Origin of the sequence: Anaerotignum sp. MSJ-24 (genome assembly GCF_018918145.1) — a bacterium.
Taxonomy (GTDB): Bacteria; Bacillota; Clostridia; order Lachnospirales; family Anaerotignaceae; genus Metalachnospira.
In genome coordinates this window covers 109444-131618 of sequence record NZ_JAHLPX010000009.1, presented here as the reverse complement: position 1 = coordinate 131618, position 22175 = coordinate 109444, and the positions used below count along the sequence as shown (strand labels likewise).

Sequence of the window (22175 nt, the reverse complement as noted above, 5' to 3'; positions counted from 1 at the left end):
TGTATTTGGGTGCAAATACAATATGATATTTACATCTCCATTTTGAATGTGATAAACTTTTAATGTCATTCATGACAAAACCTCCTTTGATTTATGAAGACGGTTGGGGAACCTCTTCCATTATATCAAAGGAGGTCTACTTCTATAAGTATCTTATTCCACCAGCATAGCTGGTGGTTGCTTCATGCTTAAGCGCACAAAACAAAAGCGGAGATACCGATTTTACTCAGTATCGCCGCTTTATTCTTTAAAATATTATCTTTATCTCCGTACCTTTGCCTTCCTCACTCTTCAGCTCTATCTTTCCGTTCAGGCTTGATACAGCGTGCTTAACAATGGCAAGTCCAAGACCTGTACCGCCGACCTTCTTAGACCGGCTTTTGTCAACACGATAAAATCTTTCGAATATCCTCTCATGGTCCTTCTGCGGTATTCCTATACCATCGTCCTTGACCACAAGTATTTTATCATTATTTTCATTATATACTCTTACCCAGACATTGCCGCCCGGACGATTGTATATTATAGCATTATTAATAAGATTAGATACAATTTCTTCAATCATTCTCTTTTCACCGCTTATAAAGCAGTGCTCGCAATCTATATGCAATGCTATTTCATGCTGTTCGGCACTTGATTCCATAACCGATGCAAGTTCATTTATCACATCAAACAAGTCAATCTTTTCATATATCGTTTCCGGCTCGCTGTAATCCAGCTCAGAAAGCCTTATAACATCATCAATCAACGCAAGCAGACGGTTAGAGCTATGGTGTATCTCTCCTGCTATACGCACAATTTCGTCCTTAGAAACCATGTTGTTTTCTATTATCTCCGAATAACCGGAAATAACCGCAAGCGGTGTCTTAAGCTCATGCGAAACATTTGCGGAAAACTCCTGCCGTACTCTTGCACTGTTCAGCACTCTTTCGTGCTGTTCCTTAAGTCTGTTTACAATAGGTACAAGCTCATGGTATTCCGGCTCTTCACTGTAATCAAGGCTGTCAGCAACCTTTTCAATAGGTCTTAAAATATCAATTGTAAGATATTTTGTAACAAAGAAACATATCAAAATCATAATAAAAAGCATACAAAACATTGCAGGAAGCATATTGCCGATCATGCTGAGAAAGCTGCTTGCCTCCATTGATACTCGGTATATTCTGCCGTTATCAAAACGCTGTGCATAGTAATATACTTCCGTTCCGGCATCAGACTTTCTTTCTGCCCTGCCTTCGCCCTTTTCTCTTGCCGCAATTATCTCCGGATCTCTGCTGACATCCTTAACATCGCTGTAACTGTCATATATCAGATTGTTTTCGTTATCGACAACTGTTATACGCATTCTGTCGAGGTCATATTTTTTTCCGGAATCGGCGTCCCATATTTCCTCAAGCATTATACAGCTTGTTTTCAGGCTTTCGTAAAACTCATTTTCCGTAACACGCTGAAAAACAGTTGACGTTATAACAACTGCGGATATAATCGCAAGCAATGAAACGACAAACATATAGAGCGTAATTTTTTTCTTCATATGCCTTCACCGCTTTTAAAGCTCTGCAACATAGCCTACGTTTCTCACTGTTTTTATCATATTTCCCGAAGCACCAAGCTTTTGTCTTAATGTTTTGATGTGCATATCGACTGTTCTGGATTCGCTTTCAAACTCAATGCCCCAAACCTTTTCCATAATTACATCTCTTGTAAGGACAATACCTTCATTGAATATAAGCAGCTTAAGCAGTTCATATTCCTTATATGTAAGCTCGCATTTTTCATTGGCAACAAACACAACTCTGCGGACATCGTCAATAAACACATCGCCCATATGTATATACTTTTCTTTGCCGGATATTTTTCTTTCCTCTTCGGTTCTTCTCAAAAGTGCCTTAACTCTTGCAATAAGCTCCATAACGCCGAAAGGCTTTGCAAGATAATCGTCGGCACCAAGCTCAAGACCTTTTACCTTATCAATTTCCGTAGATTTCGCACTTATAAGTATAACCGGTATACGTCTTGTATCCGGTTTTGATCTTAATTTACGCAGAATTTCCAAACCATCCTCGTCCGGAAGCATAATATCGAGTATAATAAGCTCCGGACGCATAACCGACAAACGCTCAAAGAAAAGCTTGGCGTTCTCAAAGGTTTCCACTCTGTGTCCACTGTTTTGCAGTGCTATGGATTCAATTTCACTTATATTAACATCATCTTCAACTACGTAAATATCTGCCATTGCACGCACCTCAGTCTATATAATATTTATTTTTGAATTCAATATATCTATTCTGGAATTCCTTACTGTCCTCCATACCATGCTGTATAAGGAAGTTGTGTGTATCCATTTCCTCCATGTCTGCCTGAAGAATATAAATGGCAAGATTTGAGCAATGGTCTGCAACTCTCTCATAATTCGTTGTAATGTCAGAAAGTATAAAGCCAAGCTCTGCGGTACATTCGCCGTTTCTTAAACGCTTGATATGCTTTTCCTTTATTACTATATTAAGGTCATCGATTACGTCCTCAAGAGGCTCAACCTCGAGTGCCTTTTTCTTATCCATATTTCCGAAGGCGTCTATTGTTATATCAAGTATTTCTTCGACAGCCTTTGAATAAACATTAATTTCATTAATTCCCTTTTCGCTGAATCTTAAGCCTTTATCATAAAGCTCCTTTGCGGAATCAAGAATATTGATTGCATGATCCGAAATTCTCTCGAAATCATTGAGTGAATGAAGAAGCATTGAAACCGTATGTCCTTCATCAAAATTGAGGTTTTTGCTGCTTACCTTAACGAGATAGCTTGTAAGCCTGTCCTCATATTTATCGACTTCATCTTCAAGTCTATATATGTTTTCGGCCTGTTCCTCGTTATAGTCTATAAGAATACCGATTGCCTCATGAATCGCCTCTTTAGAAAGCTTTGCCATTTCCGCAACGGCATTCTGGCAGAGCATAATCGCATATCCGGGTGAATCAAGGAAACGGTCATCAAGCATCTGAAGATCCTTGTCTTCGGGAGAAATTTTATTCGTTTTCTTATCCTTGATTGTAAGGCAGGCAAGCTTTTCAAGCTGATTGCCGAAGGGCATGAGCATGATGGTTGTTGCCACATTGAATATTGAATGGACGGATGCAATTCCCGCAGCATTTATAGTATTATCCATAAAGTCGAAATGAAGAATAGCATTAAGTCCGTAGAATGCACACATAAATATTATCGTACCGATAAGGTTAAAGTAAAGATGAACGGCAGCCGCTCTCTTTGCATCTCTTCCGGCACCTATACTCGAAATAATAGCAGTTACACATGTACCGATATTCTGTCCCATGATAATAGGGATTGCACTTCCGAACTTAATTGCACCGGTAAAGCAGAGTGCCTGAAGAATACCGATTGATGCGGCAGAGCTCTGGATAATACCGGTTACACAGGTTCCGAGAAGAAGTCCGAGAATAGGATTTGAGAACCTTGTAAGTATGTTAGTAAATTCAGGAACATCAGCAAGCGGTTTAACCGCATCGCTCATCATCTGCATGCCGTACATAAGTATTGCAAAGCTTACAAGAATGCCGCCGATGTTTTTCTTTTTCTCTTTCTTTGCGAAAAGAAGAAACGCAACACCGATAAGTGCAAGCACAGGTGAAAACGATGACGGCTTAAGCATTTTTATAAAAACGCTTGAACCTTCGATAGATGTAAGGCTAAGCAGCCAAGATGTAACGGTTGTACCGATGTTGGCACCCATTATGATGCCGATAGCCTGGTTAAGCTTCATTATTCCGGAGTTTACAAATCCGACAACCATAACCGTTGTTGTAGACGAACTCTGAACAACTGCCGTAACCGCAGCACCGAGAAGAACAGCCATAAATCTGTTTTTGGTAAAGGTTTCGAGCAAATGCTCAAGCTTACCGCCGGAAACCTTTTCAAGTCCCTGTCCCATGAGGTGCATACCGTATAGTGTTAATGCCAAACCTCCGACTACATTCAATAAACCAAAAATGTCCATTATTTTCCCGCCAATCATTTAATTTTCTTATTCTAATCCACCATGAACATTAATATATTTATGTAAAATTAATATGTTATTTATGTAAAATTAAAGTAAAATAACAAATTGGAACAATATTCTACATTTCAATTATTTCTATCACATAAAATAAAATTATTTTTGTATATTCATATAATTATTATAAACCCAAATCATTAATTTATCTATATTTATAATCGAATTATAGCTAATTTATACAACTGTAATACATAATTTCCCCATTAAATATAAAATTTAACGCTTTAAACATCAAAATTATATATTATTATGGCGAACCTGTAAAAAATGAAATAAACCTATTGCAATAGTGTAAATTTGAATATATACTTGTTTCATACATTTTAAGACAGAGGCGCAGCATATCATCAGTAGACTGAATTTTGATTACGGCTTTCGCAAAGCCTGTTCAGTCGAAAGGGATTGTTGCCGAAGGCGGCCGAGGCGTTAAGGTCGGCCTGGGTAAACGGAATAATATCTGTTTAACTGTCGCATTTGCGGAGTGCTGTCACAGGATATAATTATTTATCATTGTTGACACGCAGCCTCGTAAAAGGCTGTTTTTTTGTATAAAATATTTTAAAAAGGAGACCTGCATCATGATCTGCAACAACATCGGAATTAACGCAAAGGGACATCTCACCTTTGCCGGACAGGACACAACAGAGCTTGCGGCACAATACGGAACACCGCTTTATCTCATTGATGAAAACAAAATCCGTGAAAAAATGAGCACATATGTAAAGGCAATGAAGGAAAACTTTGGCGAAAACGCTCTTCCCCTTTATGCCAGTAAGGCATTATGCTTCAAAAAAATCTATAAAATAGCTAATGAAGAGCACATGGGCGTTGATGCAGTTTCTCCCGGTGAAATTTATACGGCTCTTCAGGCAGGATTCCCTATGGAAAAGGTGTATTTCCACGGAAACAATAAGACAGACGCAGATATTGAATTCGCTATCGAAAACAGAATAGGATATTTTATCTGCGATAACCTTGACGAGCTTGACGCCATAGACGAAATTGCAGGAAAACACGGTATCAAACAGAAAATTATTTTCAGACTTACTCCCGGTATCGATCCTCATACACATGTAAAAATATCAACAGGCAAGGTTGATTCAAAATTCGGTATTGCCATCGAAACAGGACAGGCAGAAGAAGCAATCAAAATTGCTCTCGGAAAGAAAAACATTGAGCTTTGCGGCTATCACTGCCATATCGGCTCACAGACATTCGACATCAAGCCTTTTGTTGACGGTGCGGAAATAATGCTTAAGTTCATAGCACATATCAAGGAGGTTCTCGGATATGAGGCGCACATTCTCAACTTAGGCGGCGGTATGGGCGTTAAATATGTAGAAAGCGATCCCGAAATTGATTATGCCGCAAACATCAAAGGCATTGCCGACATGATGAAAAAACGTTCCGCCGAGCTTGGCATAAATATGCCTCTTGTTCTTATGGAGCCCGGAAGAAGTATCGTTGCCGATGCAGGAATGACATTATACACAGTCGGCGGAACAAAGGAAATTCCCGGATACAAGAACTATGTATCAATCGATGGCGGCATGACAGACAATCCTCGATACACTCTTTACGAAGCTGCATACACAATCAAGCTTGCCAACAAGGCAGACAAAGCACCCGAAAAGGAATACACAGTCGGCGGACGCTGCTGCGAAAGCGGTGACCTTATACAGGAGCACGTAATGCTTCCGACAGCAAAAAAAGGCGATATACTCGCCGTTATGACAACAGGTGCATATAACTATTCAATGGCATCAAACTATAACCGTATTCCTCGTCCACCCGTTGTTATGCTTAAGGACGGAGAAAGCTACGTTGCCGTAAGAAGAGAAAGCTATGCAGATTTAATGCTTAACGATTTATAATATAAAAAACAAGAAAAACCGAAAGGATGAAAATAAAATGAGTTCAGGTATAAAGGTAGTTAAATTCGGAGGAAGCTCACTTGCCGATGCCGAGCATTTCAGAAAGGTTGCCGATATTATCAATAGCGATCCCGAAAGAAGATTTGTTGTTGCATCAGCTCCCGGAAAAAGAAATTCCGATGACGAAAAAGTAACCGATATGTTATATAAATGCTACGACCTTACAAGAAACGGCGAAAGCATTGACAATATATTCCTTTGCATAAAAAGAAGATATGACAAAATAATCAAAGACCTCAAAATGGATTTTTCACTTGACAATGAATTTTCAAAAATTAAACTTGCAATACTTCACCATGCCGGCCGTGACTATATCGCAAGCCGTGGAGAATATCTCAATGCCATTGTTCTTTCAAAATATCTCGGATATGATTTCATTGATGCGGAAAAAGGAATTTTCTTCTGCGAAGACGGCTCATTTGATGCCGAAAACACAAACAAAACTCTCTCGGCTATACTTGAAAAACACAAAAACGCCGTTATTCCCGGTTTCTATGGTTCAATGCCCAACGGCACAATAAAGACATTCACAAGAGGAGGTTCGGACTTCACAGGTTCGGTTGTTGCAAGAGCCGCAAGAGCCGATATTTACGAAAACTGGACTGACGTATCAGGCGTTCTTATGGCCGATCCACGTTATGTAAAAAATCCTCGTGCAATCGATGTAATTACATACAAAGAGCTCAGAGAGCTTTCATACATGGGCGCCTCCGTTCTCCATGATGAAGCAATCTTCCCTGTAAGAGTTGCCGGAATCCCCATCAATATAAGAAATACAAACCGTCCTGCCGATAAAGGTACAATGATTGTCCAGAATGCGCCTGCAAATAAAAATTCCGACATTATCACAGGTATTGCCGGCAAAAAAGGTTTCTCAATAATTGTTCTTGAAAAGGATATGATGAACAACGAAATCGGTTTTGGTAAAAAAGTTCTTGAGGTTCTTATGAACAACAACGTAAGCTTTGAGCATCTTCCTTCCGGAATTGACGCAATGTCAATCATTGTAAGCACAGACGAAATCAAGGACAAAAAGCTTATTGTTGCAGATGAAATCAAAAAATATGTTCACCCGGACTATATTTCAATAGATGACGGAATTGCTCTTATTGCCGTTGTTGGACGAAACATGGTAAACGGAATCGGTACTGCTTACAGAGTATTCAAAGCTGCTGCCGAAAGCGGTGTAAACATAAAAATGATTGACCAGGGTTCAGGAGAAATGAACATCATTATCGGCGTTAAGGAAGAGGATTACGAAAAGGTTTTACAGGCTATATATTCGGAATTTGTGCATTAAAACAATTCAAAAGCTTATGGGGCTTTGCCCCAAACACCAAAAACTTTTAAAAAGGTTTTATCTAAACTCTTATAAAAACAGCTCCCAAATATGATTAACATAAATGGGAGCTTCTTTTTTACTTTAATGTTTTTTCAAGACAAACAAGCTGTACGCCGTCTATTCCGTTAAACACACAGGGAACAATTCCCGGCTCTTTATATCCGAGCTTTTTATAAAGCTTTCTGGCATTTGCATTTTTCTCGTTTGTATCCATGCGGAGATATTTACAGCCGTTTTCAAGTGCGTATTTTTCATAGAAATCTACAAACTGTGTTCCATAGCCTTTGCCGCCCTTGAGCGGATCAACAACAAGTGTATGCAGAACCATAACTTCGTCATCAGGAGCATCGTTTTCCCATTTGCAGTCGGCATATTCGGGAACCTGTTCACGGTTTATCTTTGCCGCCGCAACAACCTCTCCGCAGTCCTCAAGCACGAAAAGCTCGTCCTTGGCAAGTGCGTCCTCAGCTGTTTTCTGTGTAGGATATATCGCTCTTACCCAGCCGATTGTCACCTTTCCGGCTTCCTCCATATCATGTATTCTGCTGTAAATTTCTGCTACCGCTTTTATATCGTCTTTTGTACCTTTTCTTATCATTGCTTTCTCCTTATTGCTTAAAATAACTGAAATTAATTACTAATTATAGACCGTAAAATATTGTCTTGCAATACCGTTTTATAAAAATAATTGTATATTATTTAAACCCAAAAAGGTTCGGAGCTTTTCCGAACCTTCCGGCTTTACTGCTTTTCTATTTTTTCTATTTTAGATAGCGAAACCTCATATGCCGTTCTTTCCTCTGCTTCGCCGTTTTCATCTCTTTTTATATATGTTCTGCTCTGTATTCTTCCCCAAAGCTCAATGTTGTCACCGACCTCAAGATTTCCGGCAAATTTAGCGTTTCTGCCCCATGCAATACAAGGAATATAATCGCTCTTTCCGTAATTTCTGTTTACCGCAACAAGCATATCCGTTATCTCCCTGCCGAATGGTGTTGTTCTGTATACAGGCTTTTTACATATAAATCCGTTCAGAAAAATTTCATTGGAGCTGTAATCGTCTGTTTCGTCAAAGCTTATCGACCTTGCAAAAACAGTGAGCACAAGTTTATTTTTCTTTGACGAATAATGGTTATAGCTTCTCAGCTGTCCGCTTATATACAAGGTGACGCCTTCCGTTATTGTTTCAACATCAAGCAGTCTGTCCGATACGGTAACAGGTATAGTATCAAAATTGTCGCTCAGTCTTTTTACCTTGAGCGGAAATGTATAGAATCCTTCACCGTAAACCTCATGGCTGAAACTGCATACATCTGCCGCAGTACCGATAAGATTTACATGATTGTTTGATTTGATGCTCTCCATTTTGTTTTTCCCCTTCCCTTTTCCTCAAAATCCGTTAGATAGTTAATTCTATTCACGAACTTTAATTTAAGAACATCAAATGCTTAAGAATGAGAGGCTATCTGTAACCGTTTCTTCTATATCTCCGGCTATTGCCGTCGTAATAAGTGACAATACCTCGGATAACGGATAATTAATACCTCTTACGACAACGGCAAACTCTTGCGGCTCAATAATTCTTCCCGACATGGTTCTTATTTTGTGCTGAATACAGCATTGGAGTTTTTCTTCACCGTCTATGTTGTCGCTTACCGCCGATACGGTCACTCCGGCATGGCTGTTTATTCCGCAGGTAACTCTTGTTACTCCCGGTGAAAGCGGAACATTTTTACAGCTGTCGGCATTTATTACCGCATATCCGTTTTTCTTTATTGATATATTATTATTTTCATGCCATGAAAAAAATACGCATATATCGAACTTAATATCCGTCCATAAACAGCGGTTTGTTATAAACACATCTTTTCCCATTGCACTTGCTACAATATATGCCCTGTCACAGTCTCCATAAGTACATGCCGCCGCAGAAATACCGGCATCAAAATAACGCTTTAAAAGTTGTTTTGTAAAACCGTCCGTTTTGTCACCGTAAATGCCTATACATACCATACGAAACACCTCATATACAGTTTTTAATGTATAAGCCGAATTTATTCAGTATAAATAAAAAAGACCTGAATTTGATTAAAAAATCAAATCCAAGTCATGTTTATCAAATATCTTCCGCAAACTCAAGCAATATATCACGCATGTGGCTTGCGTTGCTTTCAAACGACTGTATGCTTATTACCGTATTCTTTTTAGGCATAACAAGGCAGAACTGACCATAGTTTCCGTAACAGAGATATGTGTCGGGAATATGCGTCATCCAGAACTGATAGCCGTATCCGTTTTTCTCCTCCGGATTATCAAGCCCAAGTATAGGTACGCTTTCAACCTGTTTTTTGACAGCCTCCTTAAGATATTCTTCCGGTACAAGCTGTATGCCGTTGAATTTTCCGTTATCAAGCAGCATCTGTCCGAAGTTTCCAAGCTCGTCAATATTGAAATAAAGTCCGTTTGCCGCATGAACATGTCCCTTAGGGCACAATGTCCAATCCGGATTGCCGACTCCAAGCGGTTCAAAAAATCTGTCACGCATATAGTTAAGAAGGTTTACTCCGGCTCTTCGCTCTATCATACAGCTTAAAATATATGTATTGAAATTGCTGTACAAAAATTTTTCTCCGGCTTTTGCATCAAACTCCGCATTAAAGAAATGAGCTATCCAGTCCTTTACCGTATACCTTTCGCTGTTATCGGCAAAAAACAGGCTTGTTTTAAGTCCGCTTGTCATTGTAAGAAGGTTTTCAACCTTTATTCCGAGAAGATTTTCCGAAGCATTTTTAGGAACATATTCCTTAAATTCATCACATATATATTCATCCTTAGATATAAGTCCTTCGTCAATGGCAATTCCGGCACCGCAGGAAACGACACTTTTACTTACGGAAAAAAGATTAAGTCTTGTTTTGTTCGGTGTTCTTTTATATTCACCGGTTACTTTTCCGTCTTTTCTTATCTGTGCATAAAGCACATTCAAATCTTCAATCTGAAACTCCGAAATCATTGCATCAAGAAAAAGCTGATCGTCCATTATATTCTTTTCCATCGAGTATCACCCTTTCAATATATATTTTACAGGCAAAATATACCGATTACAACATAAAATATATAAATTTATTTTCAAAAGCTATTGTTTTTTATTGATTAAATTTTTTGATAATCTTTTATTTTAAACTATTTTATCCGAATTTTTTGTCGAAAAATGCGATTTATATTAAATAATTCTTATAAAATATGCGATTAAAAACGCAATGATTATACAAAATATTCTAAATTTCATCAATTTACATCATATTTCGATTTTTGTTATCAAAATATAATTCGATTAAATTCTATTTTAAACAACAATAATCAATATTTTTATACATAAATTTCAATCAAATGTGTTTGGTAATTTAAGACAAATGCGACAAAACAGGCATTTTTCTTAACATAAAATGATTGTCGAAAAAAACAATCCACAAAATCTTGCAAAATGATGCAAAATATCTGAAAATATACTAATATAATCAATAGAGGTGAAGTGATATGAATCAAAACGAAAGCTGCTCATTAATCATAACATTAAAAAACATACATGAACTATCCGCAATAATGTCAGCGCTTGCTTCGTTTTCAAGTGTCGCTTCGGTATCCTTCAGCCGTGATTTCTTCGCTGATGAATTAAGCTTAAGCACCGACTCGGCGGAAGAAGCCGAAACCATACAAACAATACTCCGCAAAATGGGCGTTTCTCCTAACCTTAAGGGATATGGCTACCTTATCGATGCAATAAATTACATACTTGAAAGCAAAGAAACAACTGTAAGTATAACAAAACATATTTATCCGTTTATAGCTAAAAAATACTCTTCCTCAACTGCTAAAATAGAACGTTCTATTCGTCATGCAATAGAAACGGCATGGAAAACCGGAAATGAAGATATATTTGAACACTATCTTGGTTTTATGCCGACAAAAAAGCCGACTAATTCACAATTTGTAACCGCTGTTGCGGAATACATCAAAGAGCATACCAGAAAACAATAATAAATACTTCAAATTCAGAATGTCACCTGTCAATGACATCAAAAGCGATTTACTCGAGGCTCAGATTTTGTATGCAAATCCGTTTGTTCTAACGACAGAAAAGCTTCTACAAATTGCAGAATTAATCCATAAGTATTTTCCTTCCGTTGAACTATTTGTCGGCTCTCATCCGCTGTATGCTCTGTAACAGGTTTATTCTGTGCCAAACGGTCTATATTGTGTAATTCATGCCAGTATGTGTTAAAGTCGTTCAACTGATTAGTCGGAACTTGCTTTACAACACTGTCAAGACTAAGGTCGCTGACTTTATTTGCGTTAATGTCGAATAAGGCTTTCTTTTTGATAGTGTCAAACACACCGTTTTTCTGGGATAACTTATTTACCGGATCGGTTATGTTTCTGCCGCCTCTTCGTGTATCAGCTTTTGTCATTCTTTCAAACGGTGCCCAGCCGGATATAGTTGACTGATATGCTTTTCTTGCTTTGCTCCTGATGTCTGTCTTAGCATTCTGTAAGTCCTCAAAAAGCTGTTGTGCATCTTGATTTACTATGCCGAGATTGTTATTGCTGTTTGTGTCGGCTGCTGTTGGTAAAGTGGCTATATTTTTTTCTGTATCGGTGTTGTAATTCGTGTCTGTGTCGGATATAATATTAATTGACGGTGAGGATACTCCACTTGAGGCATTATTTGCTGACGTGGTCTTGAAGGTATTCAAGCCGTTATTTTCTTTAGTCTGATTAAATAGCCTTCCGGTTTCATCAACTATTTCGTGCAAATAAAACCTATTTGATGTGTTATCATGTCTTACTACGGCTGCTAAATAAGCAGTATTTCCATTAATATTTACTGGTGCTGCAAATATATATGTATCATAACCCCTGTTCTTCCAGTCCTCTTGATAGTCTATTAGTTTTCCGTTTTTTATTACATCTGGAACTGCTTTGAACACTGAAGCTTTTACTCCACTGACACCATGTGATATGCTCGATTTAATACCTTTTTTAGTGAGTAAAACTTCTCCAAACCCTTTTCTTACAACCTTATTCCCCAGAGATGCAAAAAACTCACCTACTGTTTCAGTAATTTTTTTACTACCTTTCTGGAACTCTGTACCTGTTATTATAGATACGGGCTTCATTTCAGATAATTCAGGTACACTTTCCTTTAATTTTGTTATAACAGAGCGAGTATCATTAGTTGTTTCTGTATTAACTGCTCTCGGCAATACATCAGCATTATCATTAAAATAACCCGTTGCCAATTTGCCCCCTATATTAACATCAACATTAGATACATCAGATGAATACTTACTCTTTCCTTTCGGTATCACATCATTATATTGGATATGGTTTGCGTTATAGTTGTCAATAGCATCAAAGGCTTACAACATAAAACAGGCGTAATCCATAAATTTGACTTTTATAGATTACACCTGTAACATTTTATCTTATTTGAAATTTTGATATTTTTACTTTTCGGCATTCAGTCTGTTCACAACACCCTCATCCGGATCGACGAGTATAGTTTTATTCTGAACATATATAACCATTCCCGGCTTTGCACCGTTCGGTTTTTTAACATATTTTCTCGGCGTATAATCCACAGGAACCTTTGTTGACTCCTTTGCCTTGCTGTAATATGCCGCAATGGTTGCTGCTTCTTCTATCGTTCTGTCCGGAACACTATTTTCGCCGCATTTGATTATAACGTGCGAGCCGGGAATATTTTTTGTATGAAGCCATATATCGTCGCTGTCGGCAAAATGCAGTGTAAGCTCATCATTTTGTATATTGCTCTTTCCGGCATAAATATCAAAGCCGTCCGAAGACACAAAATGAACAGGCTTTGTTTTTTTATTATTTTTTGCCTTATCCTGTTTTTTTGCCCTTATATAGCCTTCGTTTATTAGCTCTCTTCTTATTTCTGTTATATCGTTATCGTCATCCGAGGCATCAATGGCAGACAGAACGCTTTCCAGATATTCAAGCTCTGCGTCGTTCTGCTCCTTTTGTATAACAGTCGCCGCATAGGTTCTTTTCGCTTTGTTGTATCTTGAAAAATACTTTGCGGCATTTTCAGATGCCGAAAGCTCCGGATCAAGCGGAATTGTTATCTGCGGCATACTTTCTTCATAGTAATTTGCCGTAACAAGCTCCTTACTTCCCGGCTCAACGGCATATATATTCGCTGTGATAAGCTCTCCGTAAAGTCTGTATTTATCCCTGTCCTCTGTGTCCTTAAATGCCTTCATCTGAATATCACGTTTTTTTACACATCGCTCTATATTGGACACAACAATTCTTCTAACGTCATGGGCTCTCTGCTTTACATGATAGAGATTATCTCTCTTTTTATAAAACATCTCCAAAAGCTCCGAAAAGGTTTCAAAGCTCTTTATCTCAAAACCCTTATATTGGTTTGCAGAAAGTGAGAAGAAATCCACGACATTCTCATTCTTGTCATAAACAATATTCGGTGTATAATCTCCGTTTTTAATTCTGTCCATGTCATGCTTAAAGCTTTTCCAAAGCCTTTCAATGCCGCTTTCGTCAAGCTGTTCAGGTCTGTCGGAGGCATCAAGGCCGGCATTGTAGCATATCTCCGAGGCATATGACGGGCTTATTCCCGTAAAGCTTTTATATATTGCCGCCTGGAGCTTTTGCGAGGCTTTCTCCTGCATAACATCTTTGAATTTATCATAATCGGCATCAAGAGGATTTAACTTGCCCTGTGAAGGCGGAAAAACATACTGTCCGCCGGGAAGCACCTCTCTTACCGAGCTTTTATCATGGCTTACGTGTTTTATGGAATCAAGTATTTTGTCGTTCTCGTCGGTAAGTATTATGTTGCTGTATTTTCCCATTATCTCGACAATAATGTGCTTAACGCCCAAATCGCCCATTTCGTTCATGCTTTCAACGTCAAGTATTATTATTCGCTCAAAATCCGGCTGACGAATATCGAGTATTCTTCCGCCGGCGATATGTTTTCGCATAACCATAGAAAACATTGGTGCGGTTATGGGATTTTCTTTTTTTATTTCCGTAATGTGTATTCTCGGATTCATAGAATTGGCGGAAATAAGTACTCTGAAATTGCCTTCCTTCAATGAACGCACAGAAAAAATAATTTCGTCGGCTCTCGGCTGGTATATTTTGTCTATTCTTCCGCCTTCAAGCTTGTTTTTAAGCTCGTAAACTATATTTGAAACGGCTATTCCGTCAAATGCCATATTAAAACAACTCCTGTTTTGTCAGTTTATCTGTAAACAAATGACCGCAACCATTAGGTGCGGCCATATTGTTTTATTTATATCTCGGTTTGCTGTAAGTATATTTATCGCTGAGGTACATCTCATTAACAAGCTGCGTACCTTTTCTTGTTTTGAATATCCTGTCACGGATTTTTCGTATGGTTTCCTTATCAAGGTGGTCATCATACATATTTACAAGCAGGTCAGCCTCAACAACAGCCTGAAAATCCTGTCCGTCAATGGCACTGAGTGTATGATGATGCTCAACTATGTAGCATACCCTGTCGATAATCCATTCGGGAATGTGAGCGTCCCTCATAATAGCTCTTGCTACCGGACCGCCTTCTATTTCCTGATACTTTCCGTCTGTCGAATCATATTTCTTTTCGGCATTGTGAATGCCTATATCATGCAGAAGCGCAGCAAGCTCAGCTATCTTCTGGTTGCTTTCATCAAAACCGTCAGACTTACCGATAATTCTTGCAAAAGTATGAACTCTTATAAGATGATGAATACGAAGAGCATCGTTTTCATTGTACTCAACCGCACGAACCGCAACACCAAAAACCATTTGCATGCCTCCCATATATATAATAACAGATGTATTATATAACAGTACCGAAAAAAAATCAAATTTATTAATCGTTATTGACCATGTCAATAAGCTCGGAACTGCTTTCACCAAAAACAGCTATGCCTGCGGCTGACAACAAATCGGCCGCAACACCGTTTCCGTCTATCAGAGTTCCGCTGAAGGTTCCGTCATATATCTTTCCGAAACCGCAGGACGGGCTTTTTTCCTTAAGTACAGCTTTTTTACAGCCATACATATTTGCAAGCCTGAGTGCTTCCTCTGCACCGTGGACAAAATGCTTTGTAACATCGTCACCGCATTTTGAAACGACTTTATTGCCCTTCCTTTCCGACGGCAGTCTTGGAGTTGCCATACCGCCCAATATTTCGGGACAAACCGGTATAAGATTATATTTTTTTATAAGTCCGATAACATTCTCATTGGGCTTGCTTTTTGCGTCATATCTGCACGAAACTCCGAGAAGACAGGCACTTACCAGTATACTTTCCATTGTTACACCTCAAACTCTTTTCCGTTAAGCACAGCTGCCGTAAGCACATCACCGCTATATTTAAGCTTAAGCGAGAAAAACGGAACATCACTGTCCAGAAGTTTGAGAAATATTTTATCTCCTTCCCACATAGGCAGTTTAAGCAAATCTTCCTTTGCTATCCATTCCAGCTCGCCTTCATCACATTCGATTATCTCTCCGGCAAATTCATCGGCTCTGAACAGATGCATATATTCTGTTCCCCATTCATCGGAAACAAATGTGACAATTCCTTTATATTGATAGGACGTAACGGTAAGTCCTGTTTCTTCCTTTATTTCTCTTAAGGCACAGTCCTCCGGACTTTCGCCTTCTTCAAACTTACCGCCTATACCTATCCATTTATCCTTGTTTTCGTCATTTTCCTTTTTGGTACGGTGAAGCATAAGATACTTACCGTCTTTTTCGATATAACATAATGTTGTGTTTCTCATAGCAATATCCTATCAATAATTCAAATCCTCCGGCCCGAAACCATGCGGCAGTATTTCTTCCAACGTAAACGATGTAAAATCGTCCGCACTTTTTGCCGTAAGTATTCTGAAGGTCTTAGGATTGCAGAATTCCATCATAACCTGGCGGCATACACCGCAGGGGTAAAAATATCCATAATCCTCCGGCTTTGCATCTCTGTGTGCTCCGATAACGGCTATCGCCTCAAACTGCCGCTCTCCTTCGGAAACCGCTTTGAAAAAGGCAGTTCTTTCGGCACAGTTTGTCGGTGAATATGCGGCAGATTCTATGTTGCAGCCACGATATACCTTGCCGTCCTTCGTCAATAATGCCGCACCAACCATGTAGTTGGAATAAGGTGAATAGGATTGCTTTCTTGCCTCGATTGCCTCAAGTACAAGCTGACGATCAGTTACTGAATTTGCCATAATATCACCTCATAATCATTCATAAATGCTAACGATAATTTTATATACAAAAGAGTTTGGGAAGCATATAGCTTCCCAATAAAATTTAATTAATCGTTTTTAATTAAGCTAATGATAAAGCAACCTTCATCATGTTAGTGAATGAGTTCTGTCTTTCCTCTGCTGTTGTTGCAAGTCCCTTTGCGGGAATATCGGAAACAGTAAGTACGCAAAGTGCATTCTTGCCTGCTCTTGCGGCATTCATGTAAAGAGCGGCTGATTCCATTTCAACACATAATACGCCCATCTTCTTCCATGCAAGTGTTCTTGCCATATCCTCTACATAGAATACATCGCTTGAAAGAACATTGCCTACCATATAATGAACGCCAAGCTTTTCTGCTGCATCAACAGCACCTCTTAAAAGCTTATAGCTTGCAATGGGAGCGAATGTTCCGGGAAGGTTGTAATGAGCGGCATAGTTTGAATCTGTGCATGAGCCCTGTGCGATAACAAGGTCTCCAAGCTGAAGATCGTCATGGATACCGCCTGTTGTGCCGATACGGATAATGTTATCAACATCATAGAAGTTGAAAAGCTCATATGAATAGATACCAATTGAAGGCATACCCATACCGCTTCCCATTACAGATACTTCTTTTCCGTTGTATTTTCCTGTGTAGCCGAACATATTTCTTACACCATTGAACTGCTTAACATCTGTAAGGAAATTTTCTGCAACAAATTTTGCTCTTAAGGGATCTCCGGGCATAAGAACTGTTTTTGCTATTTCTCCGTATTTCGCATCGTTATGAGCTGTAGGTACATTTAATTCTGACATAATTTTATCCTCCGTTAATTAAAATAATAAATTTGCTCCGCTTGTGCCGATTCGGTCACAGCCAAGCTCAATAAATTCTTCCATTGCTTCCTTTGTGCGTATTCCGCCGGCAGCTTTGATTTTTACATCTTTGCCGATATTGTTTTTGAAAAGGACAATATCCTCCTTCTGTGCTCCGGCAGTTCCAAAACCGGTTGAGGTTTTTATATAATCGGCTCCGCCGTCTGTAACGCATTTGCAAAGTCTGATTTTTTCCTCTTCCGTAAGATAGCAGGTTTCTATAATAACCTTAAGTATCTTTCCTTCAGCAGCCTTTCTTACTGCCGAAATTTCCTCGGTAACCTTATCGAAGCTTCCGTTTTTAACGTCACCGATATTTATTACCATATCAATCTCATCGGCTCCGTTTTTAACTGCGTCCTCGGTTTCGAAAACCTTAACCGCAGTTGTGGAATATCCGAGAGGAAAGCCTATAACCGTACACACGTTAAGCGAAGGATATTTTTCCTTTGCAAGCTTAACATATGATGGCGGTATACATACAGATGCAGTTTTGTGCTCAACTGCCTCTTTACATATATCGAGTATTCCCTTTTCGTCGGAAACCGCCTTAAGAAGAGTATGGTCTATATGCTTTAAAATCTCTGCATTATCCATGTTGCACCTCCGTTTAAACACTTGTACTGCCTTTAAAATATGGTATCATTTTTTATCTAAAGTGTCAACAAACCGCATCGGTACTTATATTAAACTTAACAAAATATACATTTGTCCTTATACGGAATTACATACCAAGCTCAATTTTAACAAAAATTTAAATTTATTGGATAATTTTTCCCGTATTTCAAGGCTTCTTTTTACTTTTTGTTACTTTATTGTTACTTTATTTTAAAATGCTTTATATCAAAAAAAACAAAGGCGGACTTGCTCCGCCTTTGTTCTCGTTTACTTCTTAGTTAAAAACTTCTTAGTTAAAACCGGCATAGCGCCGACGCTGTTTACATCATAGCCCAGCAAATGTGCAAGGCTGCGTATTTTCGCAAAATTAGTTATATTTCCGTCGCTGTCGGTTACTTCTAAGCCGTCTATTATATGTTCTGTCCCGTCAACTACTATTTTAATCAAGCTGCAGGCTGTAGGCTCTGGGATATATGGCATATTGAAGTATTTACAAATACCCTTGCAAATAGCCTCCGCACATATCGAGCGATATTCTGCAGTCCTTAACCTGGCGGCCTCTGCTCTGTTTGTCATAAAACCACATTCAACAAGTGCAGCCGTCATTTTTGTGGAATTTAAAACATATAATTCCGGATTTTCTTTGACGCCCCTGTCTATTGCTCCTGTTGCCTGGATCAGTTCGGTCTGGATCAGCTCTGCGGCTCTCCTGGTTAATACGTCAGCCATATTATAAATATATGTCTCTATGCCTTCCGCATTGTTCCAACTATTGCCGAAGGCGTTCGCGTGTATGCTTATGTAGAAATCTGCGTCCGCATTATTGGCACGGGTTATCCTCTTGTTTAATGGTGTGTCTGTTTCCTCCGGGGCCACAAACAGGGTTTTAAAATTGCACCTCTCAAGCGCTTTTTTAAGGTGTGCTGCCGTTGCTGAATTAAATTCGTTTTCTTTCATTATGCTGCCGTCATTAAAATAAGGCGTCCTTTTCCCCGCTGTGTCACTGCCGTGTCCGTCGTCAATTGCTATTAGAAGAGTTGACATTATTCTGTTGCACCTCCCCCGCATTTGCTGTCTTTCGCTCATACTGCGTTCCGAAATAGAATGATATAACAACCGTGAAAACTGTTAAAAACTGTTCTGGGTTAATACCGCCATTAATGGCTAACACAGCAAATACAACTGTCAATATAAGAGTGACAAGCGTTTTCACCTTTATGAGCTGCGCAAGGTTATTAATTATATTGATAAGCGCCTCTGTCATGGTCTATCACCCCATTTGTCACGCTCTTTCATAGTGCTTTCAAGTCCTACATACATGCCGCGTAAGAGTTCCCTTGCTTCTTTTTTCTCTGGATTGTTAGGAGATACAACAACCACTTTGTCGTCTGTAACTGTGTCCGCAGTAGACACTTTATTTTTTCTTTCTGTGTCTGTATAAACAAAGTTCGATCCAGCTCCGCATATTCTATATTTAACGCCGTCAATCTCAGGATAGCCGCCTGCTGCTCCTACTTCGTCGGTAGCCATAAAAACGCCGTCCCCTTCGTCTGACGCCTGATCCGGCCACTTATAGGCGTGAAGTTCGCCTTTTTCATTTATACATAAGTAGCGCTGTCCGTTGTCGTCTTTTAATATCTTGTGTCCTTCCTTGTATATGTAGTCACTGTGCTGATCCTTTTTTTCGATTGTAGCTACTATTATTTGTCTCATGTATATTTCCCCCTTATTTAAAATGCTCCACCGCTTTTGAGTTAATAAAATCTTTCAGTTCGTTTTTAATACTTTTTGCATATAAAATGCTTTCTGTAAGCTGTTCATTTTCTGCCACGTCACCATGTATTGCTGTTATTTCTTCCGCAAGCTGCAGCGTAAGAGACATACAAGCCGTCAGGCCTCTGACAGTTAATAACCACATCTTTTCCTTTGTGTCCTCTTTCTCCGTTGTTTTTGTCACTTGCTTATTCAGATATATTCCAAGGATCAAAATACATACAGGAGATATAAAGGTCTTAATAATTTCTACTGTGCCCATAGCAGCCCCCTAAATATCAGCCTCAACAAATATGCTCGCCGCCGTTGACGGCTCATTTACTAATTTATAAGTCGCCCCAGCTGTTAAGGTACATTTATATACTTTTCCGTTTGGATCCTTAATAAGCATATCTCTTTTACACATCATACCCATAACGTACGGATATATCCCGCCTACAGGCGTAGGTATCAAATAATAGTTATTCGGCGCTGCCTCCGGGTTATAATTTTCTATTCGCTGTATGTCCGTTGATGTATAATATTTATTACCGTTATACTGACAGTAAGTGCCTTTTTTCTGCGTGCCGCTGTCTGCGATCCATTCCGGCAGAATGTCAATGACGGCCACTTCCGGCATATATTTCGGCTCATCAGAGGCCAGCGCTCCGCCGGCAGCCTGCAGCATATCAAATTGTCGTCTTACCGTTTCGGCGTCTTTTGCATAATCAGGCATTTCATTCACCTCCTATCATTCCCATTACTTCGCTGTGAAATGTTCTAAGCCCTTCAAGGTCTGGATCAGGAGAAGGGCCGCCGCCTTCTTTTATATATGTTTTCTCGTCTGCTGTTATTTTCCCGGCAGACTCTAAGCTGTCCAGCTTTTCGTCTGTTACATTTCCGCTTAAATATAAACGGCGGAGACTTTCAACAAAAGTTGTCATATTATCCCCCCATCTAAGAGTTCCTTTGTGTAGGCGTCTACTGCCTGTTCCTGCGCTTCTGTATATGTCAATTTTAATTGTTCCTCTATGCGGTCAAGTTGTGTAGGTATTGGCATAGGTATATATTCCGAAAATTCGCCCGTTTCTTCATTATAACTCATTCCGATTTTTACTTCTTCACTACACTCAATAGCGGTAACTGGGTTTCCTATTTGGTTAGGTGGCCACGAGGGAGCTGTTTCTGCATTAACAATATCAATAACTCTGTATTCGTTTATCATAGCGTATAACATTATTTATACCCCCATTCAATTTTTGCATAACCCGGCGCACCATCAATTCCATCTGCTGTTCGGTTTTGTGATGCTATATAGCCTCTGCCGCCACCACCGCCTCCTCCGCCTTTTGTCGGAGTAGTGCCACCTCCGTTTCCTGTTTGCCCATTGCCGCCATTTCCTATTGAGCCGCCACCGCCGCCGCCAGCGCAGGCAGCTGACGCATATGTGCCAGTAGTATTGCCTACAGGTAAAACTCCACTTCCTCCCGAACCTATGAGGCCATTTGTTCCATCGCCACTTGGCGTTGTTATTTCAGTTCTTCTTGGTACATATTTACTATTACCACCAGCACCGCCGTTTCCAACAGCTACAGCTCCTTGTGCATTGCCTTGGCTGGCAACTGAACCTCCGTTTCCTCCTCTAAGTGTAACAAGCGAACCAATTACAGTTGAACCGCCTGCTTTACCGGCTGCATTATCACTTCCGCCAGCTCCGCCAGCTCCTATTGTTATACTTAGCTGACTTTGCGGTGTAACAGAATATTCCTGTTCAACTATAGCTTCGCCGCCACCGCCGCCGCCACCGCCATCGTTGCTACCGCCGCCGCCACCGCCAGCTCCGCAAGCAGTTACTTTTATTTTTGTTACTGTTGCAGGTATCTGTAATATATAGGTGCCGGCTGTTGTATATTCAAAAACATTCCCCACAACCGCCTGTAAAATTATTGTGTCTAAAGGTACCGGATTATCTGTACCAATTGTACTATTCAAAAGCGGCATATAATCAATTAGTGATGTGTTTTTTACTAATATTGCATTTAGTTTTGCCATGACACTACCGCTTATAGTATCACCGTCAGTGTCTGCCGTTTCCCCGACTGTGGCTATAATCTGCCTAAGAAGTGCTAATATTTCTTCGTCTCCGTCTGCATTTGCTAACTGCCATATTAAATTGTCGATAATGTCCATATTGCCGTTAAGCTGTGCAACGTCGGCCGCGTCCGTATAATCAGGCTTTACTAAATTATAATGTTCTGTATTGCTTGCCATTTCTTCCC

At 39.5% G+C, this 22175-nt stretch carries 24 protein-coding genes, 1 pseudogene and 1 riboswitch; of the genes and pseudogenes, 3 read left to right on the top strand and 22 right to left on the bottom strand.

What is annotated here, in order from left to right; all coding sequences use genetic code 11:
- Positions 1–247: 247 nt before the first annotated feature.
- The 3 genes from KQI66_RS10075 to KQI66_RS10065 are packed head-to-tail and all read right to left on the bottom strand — an operon-like array spanning position 248 to position 4013.
- Complete coding sequence (locus tag KQI66_RS10075) at positions 248–1534, bottom strand: sensor histidine kinase (protein WP_216429173.1); 1287 nt, start codon at positions 1532–1534, stop codon at positions 248–250.
- 15 nt (positions 1535–1549) lie between these two features.
- Entirely contained in the window at positions 1550–2236 is a 687-nt protein-coding gene (locus tag KQI66_RS10070; RefSeq protein WP_216429171.1) for a response regulator transcription factor, read from the bottom strand.
- A gap of 10 nt (positions 2237–2246) precedes the next feature.
- Positions 2247–4013 (bottom strand): Na/Pi cotransporter family protein, encoded by a 1767-nt coding sequence (locus KQI66_RS10065; protein ID WP_216429170.1) that lies wholly within the window; start codon positions 4011–4013, stop codon positions 2247–2249.
- 381 nt (positions 4014–4394) lie between these two features.
- Positions 4395–4568, top strand: a riboswitch (Lysine riboswitch).
- An 83-nt stretch (positions 4569–4651) separates the two neighbouring features.
- Here KQI66_RS10065 and lysA point away from each other — a divergent pair.
- Positions 4652–5947 carry a diaminopimelate decarboxylase gene (gene lysA, locus KQI66_RS10060; protein WP_216429168.1) on the top strand — a complete coding sequence of 432 codons (1296 nt, stop codon included), beginning with the start codon at positions 4652–4654 and terminating at the stop codon, positions 5945–5947.
- 37 nt (positions 5948–5984) lie between these two features.
- Entirely contained in the window at positions 5985–7307 is a 1323-nt protein-coding gene (locus KQI66_RS10055; RefSeq protein ID WP_216429166.1) for an aspartate kinase, read from the top strand.
- A 118-nt stretch (positions 7308–7425) separates the two neighbouring features.
- Here the strand turns inward: KQI66_RS10055 and KQI66_RS10050 are convergent, their stop codons facing one another.
- The 4 genes from KQI66_RS10050 to KQI66_RS10035 form a co-directional block, all read right to left on the bottom strand.
- Complete coding sequence (locus tag KQI66_RS10050; RefSeq protein ID WP_216429164.1) at positions 7426–7947, bottom strand: GNAT family N-acetyltransferase; 522 nt, start codon at positions 7945–7947, stop codon at positions 7426–7428.
- 143 nt (positions 7948–8090) lie between these two features.
- Entirely contained in the window at positions 8091–8714 is a 624-nt protein-coding gene (locus KQI66_RS10045; protein ID WP_216429162.1) for a single-stranded DNA-binding protein, read from the bottom strand.
- Positions 8715–8789: 75 nt separating this feature from the next.
- Positions 8790–9362, bottom strand: coding sequence for a hypothetical protein (locus tag KQI66_RS10040; RefSeq protein ID WP_216429161.1), 573 nt, complete (start codon positions 9360–9362; stop codon positions 8790–8792).
- 103 nt (positions 9363–9465) lie between these two features.
- The gene (locus KQI66_RS10035) at positions 9466–10404 is read right to left on the bottom strand and encodes a serine hydrolase domain-containing protein (RefSeq protein WP_216429160.1); all 939 of its coding nucleotides are present in this window, start codon (positions 10402–10404) and stop codon (positions 9466–9468) included.
- Between the two features lie 482 nt (positions 10405–10886).
- On the opposite strand from KQI66_RS10035, the gene KQI66_RS10030 reads away from it, so the two are divergent.
- A complete protein-coding gene (locus KQI66_RS10030; RefSeq protein WP_216429159.1) occupies positions 10887–11387 on the top strand; it encodes a sporulation initiation factor Spo0A C-terminal domain-containing protein in 501 nt (166 codons plus the stop codon).
- A 38-nt stretch (positions 11388–11425) separates the two neighbouring features.
- Here the strand turns inward: KQI66_RS10030 and KQI66_RS10025 are convergent, their stop codons facing one another.
- The 15 genes and pseudogenes from KQI66_RS10025 to KQI66_RS11440 form a co-directional block, all read right to left on the bottom strand.
- Positions 11426–12649, bottom strand: coding sequence for a hypothetical protein (locus KQI66_RS10025; protein WP_216429158.1), 1224 nt, complete (start codon positions 12647–12649; stop codon positions 11426–11428).
- Positions 12650–12856: 207 nt separating this feature from the next.
- Entirely contained in the window at positions 12857–14620 is a 1764-nt protein-coding gene (locus KQI66_RS10020) for an Rqc2 family fibronectin-binding protein (protein WP_216429157.1), read from the bottom strand.
- 73 nt (positions 14621–14693) lie between these two features.
- Positions 14694–15212 carry an HD domain-containing protein gene (locus KQI66_RS10015; protein ID WP_216429156.1) on the bottom strand — a complete coding sequence of 173 codons (519 nt, stop codon included), beginning with the start codon at positions 15210–15212 and terminating at the stop codon, positions 14694–14696.
- A 67-nt stretch (positions 15213–15279) separates the two neighbouring features.
- Complete coding sequence (locus tag KQI66_RS10010) at positions 15280–15726, bottom strand: DUF523 domain-containing protein (RefSeq protein ID WP_216429155.1); 447 nt, start codon at positions 15724–15726, stop codon at positions 15280–15282.
- A 5-nt stretch (positions 15727–15731) separates the two neighbouring features.
- Positions 15732–16199, bottom strand: a pseudogene (locus KQI66_RS10005) (NUDIX hydrolase); the annotation flags it as partial.
- Positions 16200–16211: 12 nt separating this feature from the next.
- A complete protein-coding gene (cdd, locus tag KQI66_RS10000) occupies positions 16212–16646 on the bottom strand; it encodes a cytidine deaminase (RefSeq protein ID WP_216429152.1) in 435 nt (144 codons plus the stop codon).
- 103 nt (positions 16647–16749) lie between these two features.
- On the bottom strand, positions 16750–17466 hold the full coding sequence (deoD, locus tag KQI66_RS09995; RefSeq protein WP_216429150.1) for a purine-nucleoside phosphorylase: 717 nt from the start codon (positions 17464–17466) through the stop codon (positions 16750–16752).
- Positions 17467–17484: 18 nt separating this feature from the next.
- Positions 17485–18123, bottom strand: coding sequence for a deoxyribose-phosphate aldolase (gene deoC / locus KQI66_RS09990; protein WP_216429148.1), 639 nt, complete (start codon positions 18121–18123; stop codon positions 17485–17487).
- A gap of 288 nt (positions 18124–18411) precedes the next feature.
- Complete coding sequence (locus tag KQI66_RS09985) at positions 18412–19230, bottom strand: N-acetylmuramoyl-L-alanine amidase family protein (RefSeq protein WP_216429146.1); 819 nt, start codon at positions 19228–19230, stop codon at positions 18412–18414.
- A 174-nt stretch (positions 19231–19404) separates the two neighbouring features.
- Positions 19405–19857, bottom strand: coding sequence for a hypothetical protein (locus KQI66_RS09980; protein ID WP_216429144.1), 453 nt, complete (start codon positions 19855–19857; stop codon positions 19405–19407).
- Positions 19858–19870: 13 nt separating this feature from the next.
- On the bottom strand, positions 19871–20179 hold the full coding sequence (locus KQI66_RS09975) for a hypothetical protein (RefSeq protein WP_216429142.1): 309 nt from the start codon (positions 20177–20179) through the stop codon (positions 19871–19873).
- Between the two features lie 9 nt (positions 20180–20188).
- Positions 20189–20632 (bottom strand): hypothetical protein, encoded by a 444-nt coding sequence (locus KQI66_RS09970; RefSeq protein WP_216429141.1) that lies wholly within the window; start codon positions 20630–20632, stop codon positions 20189–20191.
- 1 nt (position 20633) lies between these two features.
- Positions 20634–20840 carry a hypothetical protein gene (locus KQI66_RS09965; protein ID WP_216429139.1) on the bottom strand — a complete coding sequence of 69 codons (207 nt, stop codon included), beginning with the start codon at positions 20838–20840 and terminating at the stop codon, positions 20634–20636.
- Entirely contained in the window at positions 20837–21133 is a 297-nt protein-coding gene (locus tag KQI66_RS09960; RefSeq protein WP_216429136.1) for a hypothetical protein, read from the bottom strand. The genes KQI66_RS09965 and KQI66_RS09960 overlap by 4 nt, the downstream gene beginning before the upstream one ends.
- Positions 21133–22167 (bottom strand): glycine-rich domain-containing protein, encoded by a 1035-nt coding sequence (locus tag KQI66_RS11440; protein ID WP_216429134.1) that lies wholly within the window; start codon positions 22165–22167, stop codon positions 21133–21135. The genes KQI66_RS09960 and KQI66_RS11440 overlap by 1 nt, the downstream gene beginning before the upstream one ends.
- Positions 22168–22175 lie beyond the last annotated feature (8 nt).